The organism is Luteimonas aestuarii, assembly GCF_004357985.1.
Taxonomy (GTDB): Bacteria; Pseudomonadota; Gammaproteobacteria; order Xanthomonadales; family Xanthomonadaceae; genus Luteimonas; species Luteimonas aestuarii.
This window is the reverse complement of the sequence record NZ_SMTF01000022.1, coordinates 15,665-40,242: the sequence shown is the minus strand read 5'-3', so window position 1 is coordinate 40,242 and position 24,578 is coordinate 15,665. Positions and strand designations below refer to the sequence as shown.

Sequence of the window (24,578 nt, the reverse complement as noted above, 5' to 3'; positions counted from 1 at the left end):
GGATGACCAGGTTTCGGCAGCGAATGCCGCGCGCAGTCCATCCCTGGGCATCGATCCTCGTTGCGACACCCCGCCCGGTTAATCGCGCGTTGACACCCCGCGGTTATGCTGGCCGCATGCGCCGCCGACCCTTCCTCCTCGCCACCGCCGTGTTGCTCCTGTCCGCAACCGGCACGGCGGGGGCGGTAGTGGTCGAGCGGGTGGAGATCGTCGGGCTCGACGAAGAAATGACCGAGAACGTGCGCGTGTCGCTGGCGCTGGTCGATGCCATCGGCACCGACGTGGGCTGGCGCCGGTTCTCCTACATGCTGCGCGAGGCCGAGGCGCAGACGCGCGAGGCGCTGGAGCCGTTCGGGTTCTATTCGCCCACGATCACCATCGAACGCGAGGGCGCGGGTGCAGGCAACGGTGGTGCGGGGGCGTCGGAACCCGTGCGCCGCGACGACGATGGCGATATCGGTGCGGACGGGCGCGAGGCACCAGGCGCAGGCGCGCCCGGCGCATCGATCACCATCCGCGTCGACCCCGGCCAGCCGGTGCGGGTGCGCAATGCCGACATCGCGATCATCGGCGAGGGCAACGACGACCGCTACCTGCAGCAGGACCTGGCGAACTTCCTGCCGGGCAAGGGCTCGATCCTCAACCACGTCGACTACGAGGCCAGCAAGACGCGCATCAGCCGCCGCCTCACCGAACGCGGTTATTTCGACGCGGACTTCTCCTCGCGGCGGGTGGAGGTGACGCGTGCCGACTTCGCCGCCGACATCGACCTGGTGTGGACCAGCGGCCAGCGCTACGACATGGGCCCCACCACCATCGAGCAGACGCGGCAGATCATCCGCCCGGACATCCTCGAGAACCTCATCTACTGGAACGAGGGTGAGTACTACCACCAGGGCCGACTCGACCGCCTGCGCACGTCGCTGACGCGGCTGGACTACTTCGGCGACATCGACATCGAGGCGCAGGCCGACCAGGCCATCGTGATGGAGGACGGCAGCAAGCGCGTGCCGGTGAAGGTGTCGCTGAGCCCGGCCAAGCGCAGCATCTACACCGCCGGCGTGAGCTACGGCACCGACAGCGGCGCCGGTATCCGCATGGGCGTGGAGCGGCGCTACGTCAACCAGCGCGGGCACAAGGCGTTGGCGCAGCTGGACTATGCGCAGAGGCGGAAGACGCTGACCCTGCAGTACCGCGTGCCGGCATTCGCCTGGCGCGACGGCTGGTACACCATCAGCCTGCAGGGCTACGACGAGCAGACCAGCTACATCGATACCCGTCGGCTTGAGCTGATCGGCAGTCGCAGCGGCCAGTACAGCCCCACGACCAACCTGGTCGCATCGATCCACGCGCTGCGCGAGCGCTGGTTCTTCGAGGAAGTGGACGAGGAAGGCGCGCTTGCGCCGGAAGCGTATCGCTATGCGACCTTCACCTATCCGTCCATCCGCGCCGAGTACGTGAACGTGGACGACCGCACCTTCCCGCGCAGCGGCATCGGCGGCTCGCTGGTGCTGCGCGGCGGCCTCGACAGCCTGGGCTCCAACGCCAGTTTCGTGCAGGCGCACCTGCGCGCGTCGTGGTTCATGGGCATCGGCGACATCAGCCGCCTGATCGTGCGCGGCGAGGCCGGTTACACCTTCACCGACGCGCTGGTGGACATGCCGCCCAGCCTGCGTTACTACGCGGGCGGCGACCGCAGCATCCGCGGCTACGAGTGGCGCGAGGTGGGGCCGCGGGTGTTCACCGAAGGCGGCGAGTACGCAGCCGGTGCGAAGAACGTGTTGACCGCCAGCGTCGAGTACGAGCGCTATTTCCTGGGCAACTGGGGCGCGGCGGTGTTCGTGGACAGCGGCAGCGCGTTCGACGGGCGCAAGCCGGAATGGCGGACGGGCGTGGGCATCGGCGCGCGCTGGCGTTCACCGGTGGGGCCGCTGAAGTTCGACATCGCGCGTGGCCTGGATGATCCGGATTCGCCGTTCACCATCGGCCTCAGCATCGGCGCGGAGTTCTAGCATGGCGTTCAGACGGCCGCGCCTGCCGAACGACCTGACGCCCGAGGAGCGCGAGGCGCGCATCGCCGAATTGCGCGCGCGTCGCCATGCGCGGATGCGAAAGCTGGCGATCCGTAGCGCGATCGGCAGCATGGCGCTGGCACTGCTGGCGGCGGTGGCCCTGTACTGGCTGCTGTCCACGTTCGGGGGCCGCGATTTCCTGTTGGCGCGGATCGTCGGCCTGCTGCCCGCGGGAACGGAGCTGACCTGGTCGCGTGCGGAAGGCCCGGTGCGCGGACCCTTGACCATGCACGACGTGCGCTACGTGCAGCGTGGTTGCCCGGACGTCGATGGCAAGCCGGTGGCGTTCGGCAACTGCGCCACGCCCACGGTGCTGACCTTTACCGCGGCGCGCGTCACGCTGAATCCCGAGATCACGCCGCTGATCGGCAGGCGCCTTCGGCTGGACTGGCTGCAGGTGGTCGATGCCACGCTCGATCTGCCGGTCGCCGCGGACGAACCGTTCGAACTCCCGCGCTGGCCGGAATCGCTGCCGGCGATCGAACTGCCGCTTTCGCTCGAATCCGATGTCATCGAGGTCGACGGCCTGCGCGTCACCCGGGCCGCGGTGCCGGTGATCGACATCGCCCGCGTGCGCGGCGGGCTCGATGCGCGCGACGGCTGGCTGCGCGTGGCCGAGCTGGTGGTGCACAGCGACCGCGGCGTGTTCCGCGTGCACGGCGACTACGCGCCGCGCGACAACTACCGCATGGACCTGTCGGCGGGCGCCCTGCTGCCGGCACCACTGGGCCGCACGCGGCCGCGCATCGGCCTGGTGGCGCGCGGCGACCTGGCCTCGATGGACGTGGTGCTGTCCGGTCGCGGCCCCACGCAGGCGCGCGCCCACCTGCGCGTGCGTGGCGCCGATGTACCGGTGTGGACGCTGGTGGCATCGTCCGATGCGTTCGATCCTGCGCTGCTCTCCGGCAGCGGCCAAGCGAGCGTGCCGCTGGCGTTCTCGCTGCGCGCCGATGGCGAGGGTGGCGCGATGCGTGCGCAGGGCCGGGTGGAACGGGACGGCGCGGTGTATGTGCTGCAGCCCTCGGCATTGCGCATCGAGGACCAGGTGCTGGACATCGAGCGCCTGGTGCTCGATGCCTTCCAGGGCCGCATCGTGGCGCGTGGCCGCGGCGACTTCAGCCAGCCGGACGATGCCACCTTCAAGTTCGCGATCAATGCCCGCGGACTCACCTACACCGGCAGCGATGAAGACGGCACGCCCGGCACGGCGCCGGCGATCGGCGTGGACGCGGACTTCGGCATCGCCGGGCGCACCGCGGCCTGGGCGGCGATCGGCAAGGCCACGCTGTCGCGCGACGGCCAGCAGGCGCTGCTGGATTTCGACGGCCGCGGCGATGGCGAGCGCATGACCCTCCAGCGCGCGCACGTGGCGATGCCGACCGGCACGCTGGACGCGACCGGCGACGTGGCGTGGGCGCCTGCGCTGCAGTGGCAGATCGACGCGGCGCTGGCGGGTTTCGACCCCGGATACTTCGCGCCGGACTGGCGCGGCGCGGTCAATGGCCGCTTCACCTCCACCGGGAATACGCGCGACGATGAGGGCCTGGATATCGTTGTCGATGCCAGCGACCTCGGCGGCAACCTGCGCGGGCGTCGCCTGGACGGGCGCGCGAACGTGTCGATCCAGACACCTGCGCCCGGCAGTACGCGCACCGACTATGCCGGCGACATCGCGCTGACGCTCGGCAGCAGCCGCATCGATGCGAAGGGACGGCTGGCCGACGTGCTGGACGTGGACGCACGCCTCGCGCCACTCGACCTGGCCGATCTGTTGCCGAACGCGGCGGGCACGCTGCGCGGCCGGCTGCAGCTTGCGGGCGCACGCACCGCGCCCGACGTGGATGTCGATCTCGACGGTAGTGGTTTGCGCTGGGGCGACTATCGCGCGGCGACGCTGCGCGCCCAGGGGCGGCTGCCGTGGCGCACGGGCAATGGCGCGCTGCAGGTCGAGGCGCGCGAACTGGCGGCCGGCATCGAACTCGATGCACTGCGCGTCGATGCGCAAGGATCGGTGGAGCGTCTGCAAATGGAGGCCACGACCCGCAGCCAGCTGGGTGCGCTGGCGCTGGCCGGCAATGCCGAACGACAGGGCGAGGGCTGGCGCGGCACGCTGGCTTCGCTGCGGCTCGCGCCCACGCGCGGCGCGGCATGGCGGCTGCAGTCGCCGGCGCAGTTCACGCAGCGTGGCAGTGCGTTCACGCTGTCGGAGAGCTGCTTTGCCGCGGAAAACGGCACCGGCGCGCTGTGTGCCAACGCGGACTGGCCGCGGCGTGGCGTGGCGGTGAACGGCAATGCGGTGCCGCTGTCGCTGTTGTCGACCTACCTGCCGGAGCGTGATGGCGGACGCCCGTGGATCCTGCGTGGCGCCATCGACATCGATGGGCAGCTGCGGCCGGTGGGTGGCGCGTGGCAGGGCCAGGTGGCGATCACCTCCGCGGAAGGCGGCCTGCGCAACAGCGAACGCTCGCGCCGCGACATCGTCGGTTACCGCGAGCTCGCGCTGCAGGCGGCGTTCGACCCGACGCGCATCCAGGCCACGCTGCGCTCGGCCTTCAATGAGGGTGGGCTGATCGATGCACGGGTAGCGACCGGATGGGATGCGTTCTCGCCGCTCGATGGCGAAATCGCGATCGACATCAGCGAGTTGACCTGGATCGAACTGTTCTCGCCCGACATCGTCGAGCCGACCGGCCAGCTGACCGGGCGGATCACGCTGGCGGGTACGCGCGCCGAACCGGCGCTGGGCGGATACGCGCGCTTGACCGACTTCCGTACCGAACTGCCGGCGATGGCGTTACTGCTGGAAGACGGCGACATCGTGCTGGATGCGCTGCCGGACGGCAGCGCACGCATCACCGGCAGCGTGCGTTCCGGGGAGGGCACGCTGTGGGCCACGGGCAGCCTCGACTGGCGTGGCGGCGATGCGCCACTGGTGCTGCAACTGCATGGCAGCGACGTGCTGCTGTCGGACACGCGCGACTTGCGCCTTGTCGCCGACCCGGACATCACCTTGCGCTATGCCGCAGGGCGGCCGCTGGACGTCAGCGGCACGGTCACGGTTCCCAGCGCGCTGCTCGACCTCGAGCGGCTCGACGATGGCGTATCGGTCTCCCCGGACGTGGTGGTGCTGGATCCGGTGGATCCGGAGCGCGGCACCGGCATGCGCCTGCTGCTGGACCTGACGCTGGCGATGGGCGACGACGTGCGCCTGCGCGGCTTCGGCCTGGACGGCACGCTGGGCGGCAACCTGCGCGTGCGTGCGCAGCCGGGCCGCGAGATGCTCGGTTACGGCCGGCTTGAAGTGGGCGGGCGCTACCGCGCCTACGGACAGGAGCTGCAGATCACCCGCGGCAACCTGGTGTTCAACAACGGCCCGGTGTCGGACCCGTTGCTCGACATCCGCGCCGAACGCCGGATCGAGGCCGAGGACATCACCGCCGGCATCAGCGTCACGGGCCGCGCGTCGGCACCGAACGCAGAGGTCTGGACCAACCCCGCAAGCGATACCTCGCAGGCGCTGTCCTACCTGGCGCTCGGGCGCTCCATTTCCAACGTATCCAGCGCCGAGGGCCGCCAGCTCGATGCCGCGTCGGCGGCCCTGACCGCGGGCGGCAGCATGCTGGCCGGGCAGTTGGGCAGCAACATCGGCCTGGACGATGCCGGCGTGATGCACTCGCGTGCGCTGGGCGGCAGCGTGCTGGGCATCGGCAAGCAGATCTCGCCGCGTGTGTACGTGGGCTTCGGCGTGTCGCTGCTGGGCACGGGACAGGTGCTGACGCTGAAGTACCTGCTGCGCGCCGGCTTCGACATCGAGATCGAGTCGAGCACCATCGAAAGCCGCGGCTCGATCAACTGGCGCCACGAAAGCGATTGAAAAAAATGCACCCGCCGCAGGTGGCGGCGGGCGCGTCGGGTCGGGGTCTGGCGTTCGTTGCGGAAGCGTGCGGCCGTCAGGCCGCCGAACGCTGTTGGCCGCGATGCTTGCCTTCGGCGATCTCCTCCACAAGCTTGGCGCAGAAGGCAGGCAGGTCGTCGGGCGTGCGGCTGGTCACCAGTCCCTGGTCGACGATGACTTCATCATCGGACCACTTCGCGCCCGCGTTCTCCAGGTCCTTGCGGATGTTCGGCACCGAGGTGACCGAACGGCCTTCCAGCACGCCGGCGTTCGCCAGCACCCAGGGGCCGTGGCAGATCGCGGCGACGGGCTTGCCGGCCTCGAAGAAACTGCGGGTGAAGGCGAGCGCATCCTCGTCGACGCGCAGCGCGTCGGGGTTGAACAGGCCACCGGGGATGACCAGCGCGTCGTAGTCCTTGGGATCGGCATCCGACAGCACGGTATCGACCGGAACTTCGTCGCCCCTGTCGAAATGCTTGAAGCCCTGCACCTTGCCGCTTTCTGGCGACACGACGTCGACGTCTGCCTGCTGCTCGCGCAACGCGCGCAGGGGTTCGGTCAACTCCGACTGTTCGAAGCCGTGGGTGGCGAGGATGGCAACGCGTTTTCCTGACAACTGGCCCATGGGGATGCTCCTGTGCGGGGGAGCGGCCACCGTAACGATCCGCGTGCACAAGCCGCGCGAAGGAAACGTTGCGGTGAGGTCAAGACGTGCCCTGGGCAACGCGGAGTGAAGTGCGTGTCTCACGCGCATCGTCATCGCATGACGGGATGCGGCAGGCGCCCGCCGTCCGGGTTGGAACGGGTACGCGTCTGGCCGGGCCGCTGCCGTCGCGGACGGGGCGGCGGCGGCCTGCAGACGACATGAATGCGAAGCCGGTCCGTGGCGCGACCATGCAGGCCGCGCTTCTCCCGCTGCAACATCCATGTCAGGCCATGGCGGCATTCTGCGTTCCAATGCAGACACGTCCCGTCCCGGAGCCGCCATGTCCGTCTCGCACCGTTTGGTCATTGCGTTGCGTAGCCTGCTTGGGCTGGCACTGGCCATCGTGGCCATCCCCGTGGTCAACCTGGCGGGCAGCTGGCTGTCGACGCAGGTGTTCGGACGGCCGGAAGGCGGCGACCTGCGCCTGGCCGTCGACCTGTGCTGGGTGTTCGTGGCCGGGTTCACCGGCACCTGGCTGATGGTGCGCATCGCTGCCGTGGCGAAGACCGCGCACGCCTGGGCGCTGTTCGCGCTCTACCTGGTGGTCGACGTGCTGGGCGTGGTGGACGGATGGCACGAGTTCCCGCGCTGGTTCACGCTCGGCATCCTCATGCTGCTGCCGCCACAGGTCTGGCTGGGCTGGTGGCTGGCGTGGGGCAGGACGCGCGACGGCGCGCGCGCCCCACGGCCCATCCGGGACGACTAGACCGGATCCTGCGTCGGCGCGGCAAGTCGTTTCTGCACGTCGTCGCGCAGCTGTGCCAGTTCCACCTCCGCCTGCCGCCGCGCCTGCATGCCGTCGCGGTGGATGGTGCGGACTTCCTCGACGGTCTGGATCAGCTGCTCGTGCACGTGGCGCAGGGTGGCCACGTCGATCACCGCGCGCTGGTTGGCCTTGGCGGTTTCCACCGAGGTTTCGCGCATCAGGTCGGCGTTCTTGCGCATGATCTCGTTGGTGGCGTCGTCGATGGCGTTGGACAGTTCCACCGCGTTCTTCTGCTCGGTCAGCGAGAGCTGGATCGCGAACTGGCGCTTCCACGACGGGATGGTGATGTTGCGCACCGCATTGAACTTCTCGATCAGCTGGATCGCGTTGGCCTGGATCAGCCGGATCATCGGCAGCGATTGATCTGCCGCGTGCTGCATCACGGTCAGGTCGCCGACGCGCTTGTCGAGCAGGCGGATGGCGTTCTCGATCGCGGCGCGGCGGTCGCGCGACTGCGGGTCCTCCTGCCCGATCAGGCTCTGCTGTTCCGCCGCCAGCTGCGCCAGCCGCACCTTGCCTGCGGACACGTGCAGGCCCAGGGCGTGGCGCTCCTCGCGCACGATGTCGTGCATGCGGTCGAACTCGGCCACGCGCTGCGCCTGGGTGGACTGCTTCTGCGCCACGTCCTGCATCAGCTGTTCGATCTGCTGGTTGGTGGTGCTGAACTTCTGCACCAGCTCGCCCTTGGACGCGCGCAGCTTGTCGATCAGTCCGCCGATCACCGGCAGCTTGGACTTGCCGACGAAGCTGTCGAGGTTGAGAGAACGCGCGATGCGCACCACTTCACCCAGCTTGTCGCCGGCGGCGTCGAGGTCGCGGTTGCGCACCTGGTCGAGCAACTGGCTGGAGAACGCGGCGGTCTTGCTGGCGGCCTCGCGCCCGAACACATGGAGGCTGCCGGGGGTGATGTCCTGCAGCGACTTGCCGATCTCGGCGATGGCGCCGGTGTCGGCCGTGGTGAGGCCCAGCGCCTTGAGCGTGGTCTCGTCGAGCGCGTCGCTGGCGGGGACGAGGTGGCCGGTGTCGTGGGTGGGCTGGGTCATGCGGGTTCTCCCGTGGGATGCGGTTCGGGGGTCAGTCGAGTTTAGCCGCCATCGCGGCGACTTCGGATTCGATCGCGGCCTGGGCGTCCGCCGCGGTCGCAGCCTGCGCCGCCCCCGTGGTGGAAGCTAGGGCCAGGGCATGCTGCTGCCAGACCGGCAGCAATACGTCGCGAATACGCTGGTAGCGGGCCAGCAGGTCGAGGTGCTGCTGGTGCAGCAGTTGCAGTTGCCGTGCGCCGAGCTCCCACGTCGACTGCACGGTGCGCAGGTGGGCGAGCCGGTCTTCCAGCCGCGCGCGTGGGGCGAGGCCACCTGCGGGCGCGTCGGCACCGGCCAAGGGGTTGGCGTCCAGCCAGTCGCGTGCGGCGCGATGCCGGTCGGCGATCCGCGCGATGCTGCCCGCCAGCGTCTCCTGCAACGCGTGGTGCGCGGCGACGCGCGTGCGCAGCGCGGCGGCACCACGATCGGTATCGGTCATCAGCACGCCCAGTCGCTGCTGCAGGGCCCTGGCTTCGGCCTCGGCTTCCACGTCGCGCCCGAGCAGGCGTCCGATCAGACCGGTACCGCGGCGGATCTCGCGCGGCTTGCCAGCCTGCAGGGCGCGTTGCAATGTCTGCAGCCTGGCGACCAGCGCGGCGGCGGCACTGCCATCCAGGGCATCGGTCAGCCGTGCGTCGAGCGCGGCATCGACGGCATCGCCACCGTAGCCGACGACCGCCAGCGGGTCGTCCAGGTCGACCGGGGCGCGATCGCCGTTCATGGCTTGTCCGCCGACCCCTTGTCCCTGCCTTCGTCGGCACGGAAGCGCAGCTGGCGCAGCAACTCTTCCAGCTCGATCTCCTGCGCGGTCTTGGCGCGCGTGCGGCGGCCCGCGGCGGATCCGGTAGCGGTTCCACCTTCGGCCAGCTTCGTACGCAGCAGGTCGAGGATCTGCACCAGTGCCGCGTTCAGTTGCGCCTGGCGCTCCTGTCCCTGTGCGAGATCCGCGACCATCGGCGCGAATGCGTTGCGCATCGCCTCCGGCAGCGCCTGCAGCCAGGACGTGGCATCGGGTTGTGGGGCGCCGGTGGCGGCGTTGGCCTGCAGCGTGGCCAGCATCTTCTCCCATGGCACGTCCTGCGGGACGGGTGCGCTGGCCTGCGCTTCGCCCAGTGCCTGCAGGCCGGTGGCGATGTCCGCCAACTGCGCGACCACGCGGGTGCCGGTCTCGGCATCGTCGCCGCCCATCGCCTTGTTGCGCAGGAAGTCGCGCTTGATCTGCGCCCAGCGCGCGGCCTGTTCGTCGGTCATCGTGCCGCGCAGTTCGGCCAGCTTGAGCAGGTTCTCCTCGGCACCGGTGGTCAGCAGCTGCGCCTCGCCGAGGTAGTGGTCGGCGAGCAACTGCTGCAGCTCGGCATCGTTCATCACCGGCGAGATCTTTTCGGCCAGCTTGTTCATGTTGCGATAGCTGCCCTGCAGCTTGAACGGCGGCTCGATGCGGTACCGGTCGGCCTGCGCGGCACTGGCGATGTACTGCTGGTTGACGCGGTAGACCACGTCGCGGGCCTGCATCAGCCGCTGCAGGGTGGCGACGATCTCGTTGATCTCGGCGCCGCTGTAGCCGTGGGTCAGGCCGTTGGTGGACACGTCCTTCCCGGCGGCCTTGTCGACCAGCAGATACAGGTCTGCAAGGTCGCGCGTGGCCAGCGGCGCCAGCACCGGGTTCGAGGTCAGGCTGTTCTCGATGTAGCTGAGCTTGAACGCATCCTCCATGCCGCCGAGCACGTCGCCGAGGTTGTAGATGTCGGCGCGGTTGGCCAGCATGTCCGGGATCCTGAACACCTCGCCGGACTCGGTGTACGGGTTGCCGGCCATGACCACGCAGAACTTCTTGCCGCGCATGTCGTAGGTCTTGGTGCGGCCCTTCCACACCCCCTCGATGCGGCGCGTGCCATCGCACAGCGAGATGAACTTCTGCAGGAACTCCGGGTGGGTGTGCTGGATGTCGTCGACATACAGCATGGTGTTGTTGCCCATCTCCAGCGCGAGGTTGAGCTTCTCCAGCTCCTGGCGCGAAGTGGCGTCGGGCGCCTGCGCCGGATCCAGCGAGCGCACCTCGTGGCCCAGCGCCGGTCCGTTGATCTTCATGAAGACCAGGCCGAGCCGGCTGGCGACGTACTCCATCAGCGTGGTCTTGCCGTAGCCGGGCGGGCTGATCAGCATCAGCAGGCCCATCAGGTCGCTGCGCTTGCTCTCGCCCACGGTACCCATCTGCTTGGCGAGGTTGTCGCCGATCACCGGCAGGTAGACGTCGTTGAGCAGCTTGTTGCGCACGAAGGAGCTGAGCGGACGCGCCTTGAACTCGGACAGCCGCAGTGCGTCGCGTTCGCGTGCGGCGATGCGATGCCGCGCCTGCTGGTAGCGCTCGAAGCCGGGCACGAAGGTTTCGCGATGCTGGCGGAAGCGCAGCAGCAGGTCGTCCACCGGCAGCGGCAGGCGGCCATCGCGAATGCGCGGATGCTCGCCCAGCAGGCCCTCCGCTTCGTTCACCAGGGTGGTGTCGACGATGCGGTGGCGCAGCGTGGCGCCTGCCAGCAACAGCGCGATCGCTTCCGGCACGTAGCCGGACAGCGGCGCGTGCGCCGCATCGGCGGTCATCGCGTCGAGCCACTGCGCGGCCAACGCCCATTGCGCGCCAGGGCGGCCGGACAGGTGCTGCAGCGTGCGGTCGAAGCCTCCTTCCATGCCCGCGGCCTGCAACTTGCCGCGCAGTTCATCCACCAGCTGGCGTGCGTAACGGCTGAAGCCGAAGGTCGGGTCGCCCTCGCGCAGCTCGGCAACCAGATAGTCCGCCGCCACCGGGACCAGCGCGGCGTCGACCGGCAGTGCGGTGTCGGCGATGAAGGCGCCGAATGCTTCGGCGATCTCGCCACGCAATGCCTCCAGCCCTCGGCGCGAGCCGAACAACGCCTGCACCGCCTGCGCGCCGGTGGCGCGTTCCGGCCACAGCGCCGCGTCGTCGCGAGCGTGGTGCAGGTGCCAGAACAGCACCGCCAGCGCGCGCGCCGAGGGGGCGTGCACCAGCGCACCGGCGTTGCGCCACGGCGGCAGCACCGCGCGCAGGATCAACGCGGCATCATGGTCGTGGATGCCCTTCTCGTAGCCTTCGCGGTAGCGCGGGGCGGCGAAATCGCGGACCAGGCGTTCCAGCGTCTCTGGCGACGCGGCGGCCTTGTCGAGCGCATCGACATCCAGCCCGTCGCGGCGATGTTCGGCCGCATCGAGGATCAGCCCGGCCAGGTATTCGCCGCGGTAGAGCGTGGCCGACTCGGAATCCAGCGTGACCTGCCACCAGTCGCGCAGCGATTCCAGTTCGTCGTCGTGCAGCGTTTCGTAGTAGTCGGTGCCGGTGAGGTGGATCGCCAGGGCGTCGCCGCGCGGCAGCAGGGTCAGGTCCAGCGGCTGGGTGTTGACGCTGAAGCGGTGCCGCGGGCCGAGACGGATGACGTTGCCGCCATCCTCGAACAGGTCGCTGCGGTCGCGCAGCGCGCGCACGGCCTGGTCGCGCACGCCCTTCAGGCGCGCCTCGATGTCGTCGGCCTTGACACTGTCGCGGTGCTCGCGCAGGCGGTCGGCCAGTTCGCGCAGCTTGAGGATCAGCGGATCGCCGGCGAAGAAGGCGTTGAGCTCGTCGGGCGTGGTGAAGCGCTCGGTGCGGCGGGCGAGGCCGTCGAGGATGCGCGTGGCGGCATCGAACACGGCCTGCGCCTTGCGCTGGCGGTCGTCGAGCAGGGCCTGCTTGCGCGCCTCGAAGGTGTCCAGCAGTTCCTCGCGCTTGGCGAGGATGTCGCCCAGGAACTGCTCGTGCTCGCCGAACTGGCTTTCCAGTTCCTCCAGCTGCACCATCAGCCGCGACAGCTGCTCGTCGGCGCGCTCGGGGTCGGTGGCCAGGCCCAGCGCGCTGGCGATCGACTGCCCGAACAGGGTGAACTGCGCGCCGAACTGGGCCACGGCCTCGGCCGAGCCCAGGGTGCGGCGACGCTGCTCGGCGCGCGCGCGCGCCTGGTTCAGCCGCGCGTACAGCGACGAGATCGCCTCGACCACGCGCGTGCGCTGGGTGGCGTCGTCGACCTTCAGGCTGGCCATCAGCTCCGAGAGCATGTCCAGCTCGCCGGACATGGCCTGCATGCGCTGCAGCTCGGCGGCCAGCGCGCGTGCCGAGGGCGCATCCTGCGCGGCACAGTCGATCTCCTGCAGGCGCTGCTGGTATGGCTGCAGCGCCGCGTCGCTGCCGAGGAACTCGCCGGTCGCGGCGCCGATGCGGTCGTGCGCTTCCTGCAGCGAAACGCCCATCGCGTCGATGGCATCGGTATCGATGTAGCGGTACTCGCGGATCGTCAGCAGGTGGCCGCGCTGGCGGGAGATCTCGCCGAGCGCCTCGACATAGTCGTCGATGCCGTTCCAGTCGTCCGGCTTCAGCCGGCCGAGCAGGCTGTGGTGCGCGGCGGTCGCCTCGGCCATCGCCGCTTCGGACTGCCCGCGGATGCTCTCGACCTTCTCGTACTCGTCGAGCATGGCCTCGCCGGTGGCGCTGATCTCGTGCAGCAGCGCGGCCGCATCGCCAAGAGGGCCGTCATCGAGCCAGTGGTGCGCGTCGAACAGGCGGCGGGTGTTGTGCACCAGCAGCTGGTAGCGCTGCAGCGACACCTGCGGGTTGTCGATCTCCCGGCTGAGCTCGAGCAGGTCGGAAATGCCGCGCACCAGCGCCGGGTTGCCGATGCGGGCCATGAAACCGGTGCCGGCCGGGCGCCGCGCCGCGAACTCCTCGCTGGTGAACGGCGTCTGCCAGACCTGCATCGGATGGATGCGCGTGGGTTCCTCGCCCTCGGCATGGAACAGCACCATGCGCCCGTCCTGCATCCGCGCATGGCCGTGCCCGATCACCGGGTTCTGCAGCGCGCGGCGGATCGTGTTGTACACGAACAGCGCCGAACGCCCGGCATCGCGGTCGTAGAACACGTACATCACGTCCTCGCCGTTGGGCGAGCGGATGCTGCGCTTGTACTGCATGCCCTGCATCGCGGCATCGAAGGCCTTGTGCTCGCCGTTCTGCAGGTAGTAGCCGCCGGGGAAGATGATCCCGTGGTCCTCCGGCAGCTGCACGCAGGCCTGCACGATGGCGTCGTTGCGCACCACCGCACCGGTCAGCGTGTTGTAGATCAGCCCGCGCCAGGCCTGCTCGCGGTACGGCAGTACCTTCAGCAGCACCAGGGTGCCGACCTTGGCGAAATCGATGGTGGCGTCGTCCAGCGACTGGGTGGCGTCCTCGACCGGCTCGCTGTACACGCCGCGGCCGCTGTCGGTGTTGTTCTCGACCTTGATGGTCAGGTCGCCGCCGGTGGTCTCCACGAACACGGTGTCGAGGATGTTCAGGTGCGGATGCCGGCCCGAGACCTCCATGTCGCGCGTGGCGCGGGACCATTCGAAGTCGAACGGCGGCGGCAGCGCGATATCGCGTTCGCCGCGGGAGTCGATCCAGGTAATGGCCCCGTCGTTGCCGATCGCCCAGCGGAACACGCGCACGTCGGTGCTGCGCTCGCCGATCTGGAACGCGGCCAGCAGCTTGCCGTCGCGCTTGATCAGCTGCAGCAGGCGCGCGTGCTTGTAATAGGCGTAGAGTTCGGTGAAGTCGTGGACGAAGCCAGGTTGCGCCAGGAACGTGCCGTTGAAGTCGACCGGTGTGACATCGAATCCGCCGTCGCCCTCGACCAGCCGGTACAGGCCGAACACATCCTCGATACGCGTGGTCGTCTTCAGGCCGATGTAGACGTTGTAGCCGAACAGCAGCAGGTCGTCGCCGACCTGCACGATGTCGCGGCCGATGCAGTTGTTCTCGGTGCGGATGCGGAAACGGCCGACCACCTCCATCCGGCTGTCGCCGAACTCGGCCAGTCGTTGTGCATTCAATCCATCGACGATGCCGCGCAGCCGCGCGCCCTGGTCCCGCAGGCGACGGCGCAGCACCTCGTAGGCACCGCCTTGCGCAACCGCCTGGTCGACGGCCGTCCCGGTCGCGGTCGCCGCGTCGATGCTGTCCTGGTTGTCGTGATCGCGGTCCGTCATCGCCGATGCTCATCCTCGTGGTGCATGGGGGGACTGTCCCACCTTCTGCAGTGACGCAGGGTCAAGGCGCCGGAGCGACGCCCTGCGCGCGGGGAATGCAAGCCCGCGTCCATGGGCCCCGCCTTCGCGGGGACGACGCATGGACGGGGACTGCCGCCGGCACGGCTAGGCCGCGTCGCCGTTCGCCTTGCCCGGCAACGCCTTGCCGCGCTCGATGCCCAGGTATTTCTGCATCAGTTCCTGCACCACCGGGCTCTTGTCGGCCAGGCCTTCGATCGACTTGCCCAGCGAGATCGCCTTGACCAGGCTGTCGAACATGCCGCCGTCGCCACCGACCATGTCGATGTCGGCGTTGCGCAGCGCGGTGGCGACCACCTCGGCGTTCTCCTTCGAGATCTCCTTGCCGGCCTCGATCGACGCCAGCGCCTGCTTGAGGCTGGTGTCCAGCGCCATGCGGTACTCCTCGTGGCTGCGGGCGTCCGCGCTCAGCGCATCCAGCGCCTGGAACTTCTTGGCCAGGCCGTCGGCCTCGGCGGACAGCTTGCTGCCGACCACCGTCGCTTCCGCCATGCCGATGGACTCCACCGCCTCGGCCTTGGCCTTGCCCATCTGCGCCTCGCCCTGCGCCTTGGCCGCCAGCTGCTCGGCCAACACCTTCGCTTCGGCCGTGCCCTGCTTGAGGTTGGCGTCGGCCATCACGTCGACCACGCGTGCCTCGGCGATGCCGACCTTCTCGATCGCCACCGCGCTGGCTTCCTTGACCTGCGCATCGGCCAGGCCCGGTGCGGCGCGCTCGGCGCGCACGCCGTCGGCCAGCATCTTCTTGGCCTCGGCCTGCTTGTTGGCCGCTTCCAGCTCGGCCTGCGCCAGCGTGGTGATCTCCACCGCCTTGTGCTTCGCCGCGGTCTCGCGGGCCTCGGCTTCCTTCACCTGTTCCAGCAGCGCCTGCTGCGCGCGCGCCTCGGCTTCGAGGATGGTCACCTGCTTCTGGCGATCGGCTTCCGACACCTCGCGCACTTCCTTGATGCGCTCTTCCTCCTGCGCCACGGTCTTGTCGATCGAGATGCGCTCGCGGGTGATGTTGGCCACGTCCATCTTGCCCTGCTCGACCACCTTGTCGCGCTCGACGCCCTGCAGCTGCACCTCGCGGTCGGTGGTGACCTGCTCCAGCTTGCGCGCGCGCTGCACGCGCTCGGCCTCGATGGCCACGGCGCGTTCGCGGTTCTGCGCCGCCACCTCGACTTCGCGCAGGCGGTTCTCCTCGCGGATGTCGATCAGCTGCTGCGCTTCGATGCGCGCGTTCTCGGCCAGCTGGCGCTGCTCCTCCTGCACCTTGGCGGTCTCGGCCGCCTCGCGCGCCTGGATGGTCTCGATCTCGCGCTTCTGCCGCGCCTCGGCCTCGGCCTGCTGGCGTTCCAGCGACAGCGTGGCTTCCCTGGTCTCGACGTTCTTCTTGGTGATCGCCAGCCGCTCGTTCTGTTCCAGCTCGTTGGTGACCACGTTCTGCGACGCGGTCAGCTCGGTGATCTTGCGGATGCCCTCGGCGTCGAGGATGTTGTGCGGGTCCAGCACGTGCTTGGGCGTCTGCTCGAGGTAGTCGATCGCCACGTCCTCCAGCACGTAGCCGTTGAGGTCGTTGCCGATGACCTTGATGATCTCGTCGCGGAACTCCTGGCGCTTCTCGAACAGGTCGGTGAACTCGAATTTCTTGCCGACCGTCTTCAGCGCCTCGGAGAACTTGGCGTTGAACAGCTCGTCGACGGCGTGCTTGTCCGACGCGCGGTCGGCGCCGAGCGACTTGGCCACCCGCAGCACGTCGGCCTGGGTCTCGTTGACGCGCAGGTAGAACGCCACCGCGATGTCGGCGCGCATGTTGTCGCGGCAGATCAGGCCTTCCTTGCCGCGGCGGTCGATCTGCAGCGTGATCAGGCTGATCTTCATCAGCTCGGCGCGGTACAGCACCGGGATGATCAGCGCGCCGGTGAAACGCACCTTGGGCTGCGAGCTGAGGTCGTTGACGATCAGCGCGGTGCCCTGGTCGACCTTCTTGTAGAAGGCCTTGAACAGGCCGGCGACGCCGATCAGCAGCACCAGCAGGCCACCCAGCCCGATGAGGAAGGGGGCGATCATTGCGAATTCCATTACGGTCTCTCCCTGGATCTGGATCGGTTGGAACGAAAGGGTCGGGTCAAGCGGCGTGGTAATCCCGTTCCGGGGCCACCCGCCATGTGTTGGTGGTCGGATCGTGTGCAAGCAGCACCACGCGTTCGCCGCGCGGAAGCACGAGCTCGCCTTCGGTCCTGACCTGCAGCACCAGGCCGGCGCCGCCATCGTCGAGGTCGGCCATGCCGGCGCTGGCGCTCACTTCCGGCGTGCGCACGATGGCGGCACGTCCCAGCAGCGAGGTTTCCGGCAGGGGGCGCAGGCGGATCAGCGCGCGGCGCACCGGCCGCAGTACGGCGGCGGTCAGCAGGATCGCCGGCACCAGCGCCAGCACGCCCACGCCGGCACCCAGCACCCAGCGCAGCGGACCGAACAGGTGCGACAGCACCAGCAGATGCACGAAATAGGTAATGGTCCAGCCGAAGAAAGCCAGCAGCGTGACCACGATCATGGTCGGCAGGCCACTCAAGCCCAGGCGGCCGAAGATACCGGCGATGCCGCCCGAATCCATGTCCACGTCGATGCCGAGGCCATCGAGGTCGATGTCCACCAGCCCGGTCGCCGCCAGCAGCCAGTAGGCCAGGCACACGGCCAGCAGCACGCTGTAGACCAGCGTGGGGAAACTCAGGCTCGTGGCCAGGAACACATCCATGCATCGCCCCTTCAGTCGATCGATCGCGGCGACGCTGCCTCCAGCGCGTCTCGCGACCTGCCCCGCGACCCCCTGCCGCCGGGTCGGCCATGATGCCAGCTTCCGCCGGCCATCTGTCCTTCAACAGACGCGCAATGGCCGCAGGATGTGACGCGGGCCGGGGCTCGTACGGCTCAGCGCCGCGGCCAGGCCGCCACCATGGCCCACAGCCCGCCGACGCCGGCGATCCACGATGACGCCGGGATGCCGACGAAGGCAGGGCCGCCGGCTTCCAGCGCATACAGCACGGCGGCCACGACCAGCAGGCCGACGCCGAGGATGGCGGCGACGATGCGCCGCTGCATGCCTTCGAGCGTGCGCGCGATGCGCACCACGTCGTCGGACTGCATGCGCAGCAGGTGCTGGCCCTCGACCTGCTGCTGCAGCCAGGCGTGCACCAGGCGCGGCATCTCCGGGGCGTGCGTCACCAGCTCCGGCAGGCGCTTGCGGAACTCCGCGCCCAGCTTCTGCGGGCTGTAGCGTTCCACCAGGATGCGTTCCAGCACCGGTCGCGCGACCGCCCAGATGTCGATCCTGGGGTCAAGCAGGCGGCCGATGCCTTCGATGGTCAGCAGCGTCTTCTGCATCAGGATCAGCTGCGGCTGCAGGGTCAGCTCGTACTTCTGCGCGGTGCGGAACAGCTTGCCCAGCACTTCGGCCAGCGAGATCTCCGACAGCGGGCGGGTGAAATAGGGTTCGCACACGGCGCGCGCGGCGGCCTCCAGCTCATCGATGCGGATGGTCGATGGCATCCACCCGGCCTGCACGTGCAGCTCGGCGATGCGGCGGTAGTCCTTGTTGAAGATCGCCATGAAGTTCTCGGCGAGGTAGTACTGGTCCTCGCTGGAGAGCTGCCCCATGATCCCGAAATCCAGCGCGATGAATCGCGGGTTGGCCTTGCGGTCCGGGTCGACCCAGATGTTGCCGGCGTGCGCGTCGGCGTGGAAGAAGTTGTCGCGGAACACCTGGGTGTAGAACACGCGCACGCCCTTGGCGGCCAGTGCCTTGCGGTCGATGCCTGCGGCGTCGAGGGCTGCGATGTCGTCGCTGTTGATGCCGCGCACGCGCTCCAGCGTGAGCACGCGCTGCGCGGTGTGCGACCAGATCGGCTCGGGCACGTACAGGTCCGGCGAATCCAGCCAGTTGCGGCGCAGCACCGAGGCATTCGCGCCTTCGCGCTGCAGGTCGGTCTCGGCCGCCAGCGTGTTCTCGATCTCGGCCACGATCTCGCGCGGACGGATCTTGTCGGCGTTGGGATGGGTGCGGTCGACCAGCGCGGCCATCGACTTGAGCAGGGCGACGTCGCCTGCGATCTGCTTCTCGACGTCGGGTCGCAGCACCTTGACCACCACTTCGCGCGGCGGCGCGTCGCCCTGCCCCGCCAGCGTGGCCGCATGCACCTGGGCGATCGACGCCGAGGCCAGCGGCACGGTGTCGAACGTGGCGAACAGGCGATCGATGCCGGCGCCGAGTTCGGCCTCGATGATGGTGCGGGCGACCGCCCCATCGAACGGCGCCACCTGGTCCTGCAGCAGGGCCAGCTCGTCGACGATGTCGGGCGGCAGCAGGTCGCGTCGCGTCGACAGGATCTGCCCGAACTTGACGAAGATCGGGCCGAGTTCCTGCAGCGCCAGGCGCAGGCGCGCGCCGCGCGACTGTGCGGCCACCTCGCGCGAGGCGCGCGGCACGAACGGGCGCATCAGCTTCAGCCAGCGCTCGGCAGGCGTCTCGTCCAGCAGGTCGTCCAGCCGATAGCGCAGCAGCACGCGGCCGATGCGCATGGCGCGCCACACCGGCTTCATGCGGGGCGCCCGCGCGACACCGGGATCCGGGCGATGCGCGCGGCGATGCGTTCGACGCCATCACGCAGCGCGTCGACGTCGTCATGGAAGGCGTTCAATTCGTCGCGCCCCACCACGTCGCGCGATTCCTCCACCACGTAACCGGCGGCATCAAGCGCCAGCTTGCCGCCCAGCATGCGCGCGCCGCGCAGCGCCGCGGCGACCGCCTGCGCAAGCTGGACGCCGATCACGTCGCCGAACACGGCGGCGAACGGCTGGTGCCAGTCGGGATCGAAGCGCTCGGCCAGGCGCTGCAGTTGCCGGGCGAGGTCGGCGTCGCCGGAGACACGGACCTTGCCCACCGGTGGCGCGTCGTCGCGGCGCAGGAACGGCAGCTGCGACAGCATGCCGGCCAACGTGGTGCGGACCGCGAGGTCGGGCTCGTTGCCGGCCTCGACCGGGCCGACGACCAGGCGGTCACCGTCGACGCGCAGCTGCAGCGCGAGCGGCGGCGACTCAAGGGTGAGTTCGATGCGTTGGCCATCGAGCCGGCGCACGCCGTCGCGGGTGTCCGGGTCGAGGGCCAGCGCGCGGTTCAACGCGCTTTCCAGCGCGCGGCCGGCAATCGGCTTGAGGGCATCGAAGGGCGAGGGGAAAGGCGCGGCCATGCGGCATTGTAGCGGCAGGCCATGGCCGTGCCCGGCAGGCGACGGGCACGAAAAAGCCCGCCTTCCGGCGGGCTTCCATCCAGGCGCCGCGCACGGGGCGCGGCGCCGGCTACAGCGGGCCGTCGTGGTCAGACCGGCCGGCGTCCGCGCAGCATCGACACCACGGCCAGGATCAGGAACACGACGAACAGGACCCAGGCGATGTTGGTGGCGGCGCCGGCGATGCCGCTGAAGCCCAGCACGGCGGCGATGAGGGCGATGACAAAGAAAATGACGGCGTATCTGAGCATGGTGCTTCTCCGTAGCGATGGCCCGAGGCCGGGATGCGTTGAACTTGCCGGGACAAGCTACGCAAGCAGCGGTCGTGGCCGGGTGATCGCGTCGTGAGGCCGTCGTGAAAAATCGCGTGACCGGGTCCGGTGCCCCCGGGACGTCGTGTCAGTGGTGTGGTCGTTGGCCCTGCGCGGCGAGCAGCGCGTCGGTATCGATCAGTTCGGGATCGCGCAGCACGTTCTCCAGCCGCTGGCGATCCAGTTGGCCGGTCCAGCGTGCGATCGCCAGCGTGCCGATGCCGTTGCCGGTGAGGTTGGTGAGCGCGCGCGCCTCGGACATGAAGCGGTCGATGCCGACGATGAGGGCGATGCCCGCCAGCGGGATCACGCTGTCGAACGCCGCCAGCGACGCCGCCAGCGTCACCAGTCCCGCGCCCGACACGCCGGCCGCGCCGTTGGAAGAAATCAGCATGAACACCAGCAGGCCGATCTGGGTCCACAGCGGCACCTCGATGCCGAAGGCCTGTGCGATGAAGATCGCACCCATGGTCATGTAGATCGCGGTGCCGTCGAGGTTGAACGAATAGCCGGTGGGGATGGTCAGGCCGACGACGGACTTCGGCACGCCGGCCGCTTCCAGCTTCACCAGCATGCGCGGCAGCACCGATTCCGACGACGACGTGCCCAGCACGATCAGCAGCTCGTCGCGGATCAGGCGGATGTAGCGGAACACGCTGAAGCCGCACATCCAGCACACCGCCCCCAGCACCAGGAAGATGAAGAGCGCACAGGTCAGGTAGAAGCCCAGCATGAACTGCGCCAGCGAACCGAGGATCTGGCTGCCGTACTCGCCGATGGTGAAAGCCATGCCGCCCATCGCACCCAGCGGCGCGAACCACATCACGATGCGGATCACGCCGAACATCACGTGCGCCACGGTGTCCATCGCCTGCACCGCACCGCGCGCGCGCTCGCCCATCGCGCTCAGCGCACACGCCACCAGGATCGCCAGCACCAGCACCTGGATCAGCTGTCCGCCGGTGAAGGCGCCCACGAACGAATCGGGCACCAGGTGCAGCAGGAAGCCGATGATGCCCTGGCCTGCCGCACCGCCCGCCGCCGCCAGCGTGCCCTCGGCCGCGGATGCATTGAACGTCGCCAGGTCCAGTCCCAGCCCGGCCCCGGGCCTGAGCAGGTTGACCACCAGCAGGCCCAGGCCCAACGCGAACACCGTGGTGACGTTGAAATAGATCACCGTGCGCAAGGCCAGGCCGCCGGCCTTGGCGAGGTTGCCGAGGCCGGCGATGCCGACCACCACGGTGGCGAAGATGGTTGGTGCGATCACCATCTTCACCAGCTTGATGAACAAGTCGGCCAGCCACTTCATCTGCGCGCCAAGCGCGGGTGCGAACAGGCCGATGCCGATGCCCACCGCGATGCCGATCAGCACCCAGAAGTACAGGTGGTGCCAGATCGGCTTCTTTGGACGCGCGGCAAGCGGCGGCTGGGTGGCGATGGTCGCGGTGGCGTCGATCATGGCGGTCCGGGTTCGCGTGGCGTCAGGGAGGGTGCAGCGACGCCTCCAGCCGTCGCAGGCCCTCGGCAATCGTCACGCGAGGCTTATAGCCGAAATCCTCGGCCGCCGGCCCCATGTAATACCAATGTGTTGTGCTCAGTTGCTCGGCCAGGAAACGCGTCATCGGCGGCTCGCCGCGCAGCCGCAGCAGCGGCCACAGCGCCTCGCAGGTGGCGCCGATCGCGTAGGCGGCGCGGAACGGCAGGGTCTTCGTCACCGGTGGCGCGCCGGCGGCGGCGAGCAGGGCATTGACGATCTCGCGCACCGGCTTCGGCTCGCCGTTGCTGATGAAGTAGGCCTTGCCGGCGCAGGCCGCGCCCGGCGCGAGATGCTCGAAGGCGTCGAAGTGCGCTTGCGCGGCGTTGTCGATGTAGGTGGTGTCGATGCGGTTGTTGCCGTCGCCGACGAAACGCAGGCGTCCGGCGTTCGCGCGCTCGACCAGCCGCGGCAGCAACTGCTGGTCGCCCGGCCCCCAGATCAGGCGCGGGCGCAGCGCGACCGTGGCGAGGGTGCCGTCGTTCGCCGCCAGTACGGCCTTTTCGGCAATGGTCTTGGTCTCGGCATACGGTGCCTTGAAGCCTTCGCCATAGGGCACGGTCTCGGCGGTGCCGCCCTCGACCGGATGCGTGGCGCGATGGGTGACGCTGGGCGTCGAGGTGTAGACCAGCCTGCCGATGCCGTGCGCGCGACAGGCGTCGATGACGTTCCGGGTGCCGGTGACGTTGGCGGCGTAGTAGCTGTCGTAGCTGCCCCAGGCACCGGCCTTGGCGGCGTTGTGGAAGATCGCGTCCCTGCCCTGCGCTGCGGCCAGCACCGCGTCGCGGTCGGCGAGGTCGCCGCGGACCTGGCGCACGCCCAGCGCATCGAGCGCCGGATAGTGGCCGCGGTTGAAGCTGGTCACGGCATGGCCGCGCTCGACCAGCCCGCGGCACAACGCCTGGCCGAGGAAACCGCCGCCGCCGGTCACGAGGATGTTCATGCCTTCTTCTCCAGTTGCGTCGACGCCCAGGCGGCGAGCGTCTCGCGCCCGATCTTGGCGTTGTGGCGGATGTCGACCGGGAAACCCGGATGGAACAGCACCGTGGCGATGCGTGCGGTGTGCGGCAGCCGCGCACCGAGCGCGCGCAGTTCCGACGCGATGCGCGGATGCTCCGTTCGGCCGATGCCCTCGCGCGCTTCCACGCACAGCACCGGTTGCTGCGTGCCCGGCGCACCGATGCCGACCAGCGCCGTGCGACGTACGCCGGGATGCGTATTGAAGACAGGTTCCACCTGTTCGGTGTACAGCGGGCCCTCCGCGGTTTCGACGCGATGCGACTTGCGGCCGCAGAACCACAGGCGGCCTTCGGCATCGAACCAGCCGACATCGCCCATGCGGTGGACGGTGCGTGCCTGCGGCTGGCCCCCACCCCAGCCCATCCGGCCCGGCGCAGCGCGCCGGTCGTTCGGATCGCCTGCGCGGCCGTGCCGCGCGACCAGGCCATCCTCACCCCCCGCAAGCGGAGGAGGGGGCTCAAGGCGGTGCCCCTCCTGGGCTGGAGCGCGAAAGTGTTGGAGGCGGTCGGTGTCGGCGACCTGCTCCCTCCCCCGTTCACGGGGAAGGGCCGGGGTGGGGGCCAACGCCTCGACGATCTTCGCCAGCCGCGTCTGCGCATCGCGATTGAAATACGCATCCGTCGCGCTCGGCCCGGCGACGGTGATCTCGCCCACCACACCGGGTTCGACCAGCAGATCGTCGGACCACTGTGCGATCGCATCGTCGGTGATGCGGATGATGCGCACGTCGTTCGGCGGCACCGGGCGACCGACGCAGGTACCGGCCCCCTGTTCGGTGCGTTCGCGCAGCTGCAGCAGTTCGCGGCCTTCGATCACCGCCACCGGCAGGCATTCGGTGGCGCCGTAAGGCGTCCAGAAGCAGGCATCGTCCGGCAATAGCTCCAGCATCTTCGCCACCACGTCGGGTGGCACCGGCGCGCCGGCGGAGGTGACGCGCTTCAGCGTGGGCAATGGCGCGCCATGCTCCGCGAGCACGCGCATCAGCGCCGGCGAACCGAACAGCTGGTCCACGTCGAAACGCGCGATGGCGGCGTGCAGCCTGCGCGCGTCGGCCTTCGCCGGGCGGGTCGGATCCATGTCGGGGATGATGCTGGTCAGCCCCAGCGCGGGATCGAACAGCGCGAACGGCGGGAAGGTCGGGAAGTCGATGCCGCCTGCAGCGATGCCGAATGCATCACGCAGCATGTCGATCTGCGCAACGAAATGGCGATGGCGATACACCACGCCCTTGGGCACGCCGGTCGAGCCGCTGGTGAACAGCAGCGCGGCGACGTCGTCGGGCTGCGTGTCGCTCAGCTGCGGGCCGGCGCCCGCGCCGTCACGCTCGACCTGCGCCAGCGTGGCGTCGGCCAGCAGCGCGACGCGGCCAGTGGTGATGCGCATGCGCGCCGACTTCGCCCAGCCCAGCAGCACGCGGGCGAAGTGCGCCAGCGGGATGCCGATGAAGGCTTCGGCCTGCGCCTCGTCCAGGCATTGCTTCAGCGCACGCTTGTCGATGCCCGGGTCCACCAGTACCGGTACCGCGCCGGCCTTGAACAGCGCGAACATCAGCAGGAAGAAGTCCGGCGTGGGCCGCACCATCAGCACCGTGCGGGTGCCGCGGACGATGCCGCGCCTGGCCAGCCCGGCGGCGATGGCATCGCTGCGGGCGTCCAGTGCGCCGTAGGTCAGGCAGGTGTCGTAACGGCCATTGCGGCCGGGGCAACGCATGGCGATGCGATCCGGCGACTCGGCGGCCAGTCGGGGCAGCGCCGAAGCGATGTTGCAGATGCCCGTCATGCCGCGAT

15 protein-coding genes are annotated in these 24,578 nt (G+C 69.3%); 3 read left to right on the top strand and 12 right to left on the bottom strand.

The window, feature by feature from the left end; genetic code table 11:
• The first annotated feature begins 116 nt into the window (after positions 1-116).
• Together E2F46_RS16695 and E2F46_RS16690 are read left to right on the top strand one after the other, a co-directional pair.
• Positions 117-2,012 carry an autotransporter assembly complex protein TamA gene (locus E2F46_RS16695; protein ID WP_133323720.1) on the top strand — a complete coding sequence of 632 codons (1,896 nt, stop codon included), beginning with the start codon at positions 117-119 and terminating at the stop codon, positions 2,010-2,012.
• Position 2,013: 1 nt separating this feature from the next.
• Positions 2,014-5,946, top strand: coding sequence for a translocation/assembly module TamB domain-containing protein (locus tag E2F46_RS16690; protein WP_133323719.1), 3,933 nt, complete (start codon positions 2,014-2,016; stop codon positions 5,944-5,946).
• Positions 5,947-6,022: 76 nt separating this feature from the next.
• Here the strand turns inward: E2F46_RS16690 and E2F46_RS16685 are convergent, their stop codons facing one another.
• On the bottom strand, positions 6,023-6,592 hold the full coding sequence (locus E2F46_RS16685; protein ID WP_133323718.1) for a type 1 glutamine amidotransferase domain-containing protein: 570 nt from the start codon (positions 6,590-6,592) through the stop codon (positions 6,023-6,025).
• Between the two features lie 361 nt (positions 6,593-6,953).
• Here E2F46_RS16685 and E2F46_RS16680 point away from each other — a divergent pair, with 361 nt between their 5' ends.
• On the top strand, positions 6,954-7,379 hold the full coding sequence (locus E2F46_RS16680) for a hypothetical protein (RefSeq protein WP_133323717.1): 426 nt from the start codon (positions 6,954-6,956) through the stop codon (positions 7,377-7,379).
• Here E2F46_RS16680 and E2F46_RS16675 read toward each other — a convergent pair.
• The 11 genes from E2F46_RS16675 to E2F46_RS16620 form a co-directional block, all read right to left on the bottom strand.
• Entirely contained in the window at positions 7,376-8,482 is a 1,107-nt protein-coding gene (locus E2F46_RS16675; protein ID WP_133323716.1) for a toxic anion resistance protein, read from the bottom strand. The two genes, E2F46_RS16680 and E2F46_RS16675, sit on opposite strands and share 4 nt — an antisense overlap.
• A 31-nt stretch (positions 8,483-8,513) precedes the next feature.
• Complete coding sequence (locus tag E2F46_RS16670) at positions 8,514-9,242, bottom strand: hypothetical protein (RefSeq protein WP_133323715.1); 729 nt, start codon at positions 9,240-9,242, stop codon at positions 8,514-8,516.
• Positions 9,239-14,584 carry a DNA repair ATPase gene (locus E2F46_RS16665; protein WP_133323714.1) on the bottom strand — a complete coding sequence of 1,782 codons (5,346 nt, stop codon included), beginning with the start codon at positions 14,582-14,584 and terminating at the stop codon, positions 9,239-9,241. The genes E2F46_RS16670 and E2F46_RS16665 overlap by 4 nt, the downstream gene beginning before the upstream one ends.
• Positions 14,585-14,749: 165 nt before the next feature.
• Positions 14,750-16,714, bottom strand: coding sequence for a flotillin family protein (locus E2F46_RS16660; protein WP_243720497.1), 1,965 nt, complete (start codon positions 16,712-16,714; stop codon positions 14,750-14,752).
• A gap of 58 nt (positions 16,715-16,772) precedes the next feature.
• The gene (locus E2F46_RS16655; RefSeq protein ID WP_133323712.1) at positions 16,773-17,399 is read right to left on the bottom strand and encodes a hypothetical protein; all 627 of its coding nucleotides are present in this window, start codon (positions 17,397-17,399) and stop codon (positions 16,773-16,775) included.
• A gap of 173 nt (positions 17,400-17,572) precedes the next feature.
• Positions 17,573-19,240 (bottom strand): ubiquinone biosynthesis regulatory protein kinase UbiB, encoded by a 1,668-nt coding sequence (gene ubiB, locus E2F46_RS16650; protein WP_133323711.1) that lies wholly within the window; start codon positions 19,238-19,240, stop codon positions 17,573-17,575.
• Positions 19,237-19,887: a ubiquinone biosynthesis accessory factor UbiJ gene (locus E2F46_RS16645; RefSeq protein WP_133323710.1), complete on the bottom strand. Its 651-nt coding sequence runs from the start codon at positions 19,885-19,887 to the stop codon at positions 19,237-19,239. Before E2F46_RS16645 ends, ubiB begins: the two co-directional genes overlap by 4 nt.
• Positions 19,888-20,015: 128 nt before the next feature.
• A complete protein-coding gene (locus E2F46_RS16640) occupies positions 20,016-20,177 on the bottom strand; it encodes a DUF1328 domain-containing protein (protein ID WP_133323709.1) in 162 nt (53 codons plus the stop codon).
• A gap of 148 nt (positions 20,178-20,325) precedes the next feature.
• Positions 20,326-21,696, bottom strand: a complete 1,371-nt coding sequence (gene dctA, locus E2F46_RS16635; protein WP_133323708.1) for a C4-dicarboxylate transporter DctA — start codon at positions 21,694-21,696, stop codon at positions 20,326-20,328.
• 22 nt (positions 21,697-21,718) lie between these two features.
• A complete protein-coding gene (oleD, locus tag E2F46_RS16630; protein WP_133323707.1) occupies positions 21,719-22,714 on the bottom strand; it encodes a 2-alkyl-3-oxoalkanoate reductase in 996 nt (331 codons plus the stop codon).
• The gene (locus tag E2F46_RS16620; protein ID WP_243720496.1) at positions 22,711-24,570 is read right to left on the bottom strand and encodes a fatty acid CoA ligase family protein; all 1,860 of its coding nucleotides are present in this window, start codon (positions 24,568-24,570) and stop codon (positions 22,711-22,713) included. The genes oleD and E2F46_RS16620 overlap by 4 nt, the downstream gene beginning before the upstream one ends.
• Between the last annotated feature and the right edge of the window lie 8 nt (positions 24,571-24,578).

Coding starts and splice junctions, on each gene's coding strand:
- E2F46_RS16695 (WP_133323720.1), top strand. CDS start 117: ATGCGCCGCCGACCCTTCCTCCTCGCCACCGCCGTGTTGCTCCTGTCC.
- E2F46_RS16690 (WP_133323719.1), top strand. CDS start 2,014: ATGGCGTTCAGACGGCCGCGCCTGCCGAACGACCTGACGCCCGAGGAG.
- E2F46_RS16685 (WP_133323718.1), bottom strand. CDS start 6,592: ATGGGCCAGTTGTCAGGAAAACGCGTTGCCATCCTCGCCACCCACGGC.
- E2F46_RS16680 (WP_133323717.1), top strand. CDS start 6,954: ATGTCCGTCTCGCACCGTTTGGTCATTGCGTTGCGTAGCCTGCTTGGG.
- E2F46_RS16675 (WP_133323716.1), bottom strand. CDS start 8,482: ATGACCCAGCCCACCCACGACACCGGCCACCTCGTCCCCGCCAGCGAC.
- E2F46_RS16670 (WP_133323715.1), bottom strand. CDS start 9,242: ATGAACGGCGATCGCGCCCCGGTCGACCTGGACGACCCGCTGGCGGTC.
- E2F46_RS16665 (WP_133323714.1), bottom strand. CDS start 14,584: ATGACGGACCGCGATCACGACAACCAGGACAGCATCGACGCGGCGACC.
- E2F46_RS16660 (WP_243720497.1), bottom strand. CDS start 16,714: ATGATCGCCCCCTTCCTCATCGGGCTGGGTGGCCTGCTGGTGCTGCTG.
- E2F46_RS16655 (WP_133323712.1), bottom strand. CDS start 17,399: ATGGATGTGTTCCTGGCCACGAGCCTGAGTTTCCCCACGCTGGTCTAC.
- ubiB (WP_133323711.1), bottom strand. CDS start 19,240: ATGAAGCCGGTGTGGCGCGCCATGCGCATCGGCCGCGTGCTGCTGCGC.
- E2F46_RS16645 (WP_133323710.1), bottom strand. CDS start 19,887: ATGGCCGCGCCTTTCCCCTCGCCCTTCGATGCCCTCAAGCCGATTGCC.
- E2F46_RS16640 (WP_133323709.1), bottom strand. CDS start 20,177: ATGCTCAGATACGCCGTCATTTTCTTTGTCATCGCCCTCATCGCCGCC.
- dctA (WP_133323708.1), bottom strand. CDS start 21,696: ATGATCGACGCCACCGCGACCATCGCCACCCAGCCGCCGCTTGCCGCG.
- oleD (WP_133323707.1), bottom strand. CDS start 22,714: ATGAACATCCTCGTGACCGGCGGCGGCGGTTTCCTCGGCCAGGCGTTG.
- E2F46_RS16620 (WP_243720496.1), bottom strand. CDS start 24,570: ATGACGGGCATCTGCAACATCGCTTCGGCGCTGCCCCGACTGGCCGCC.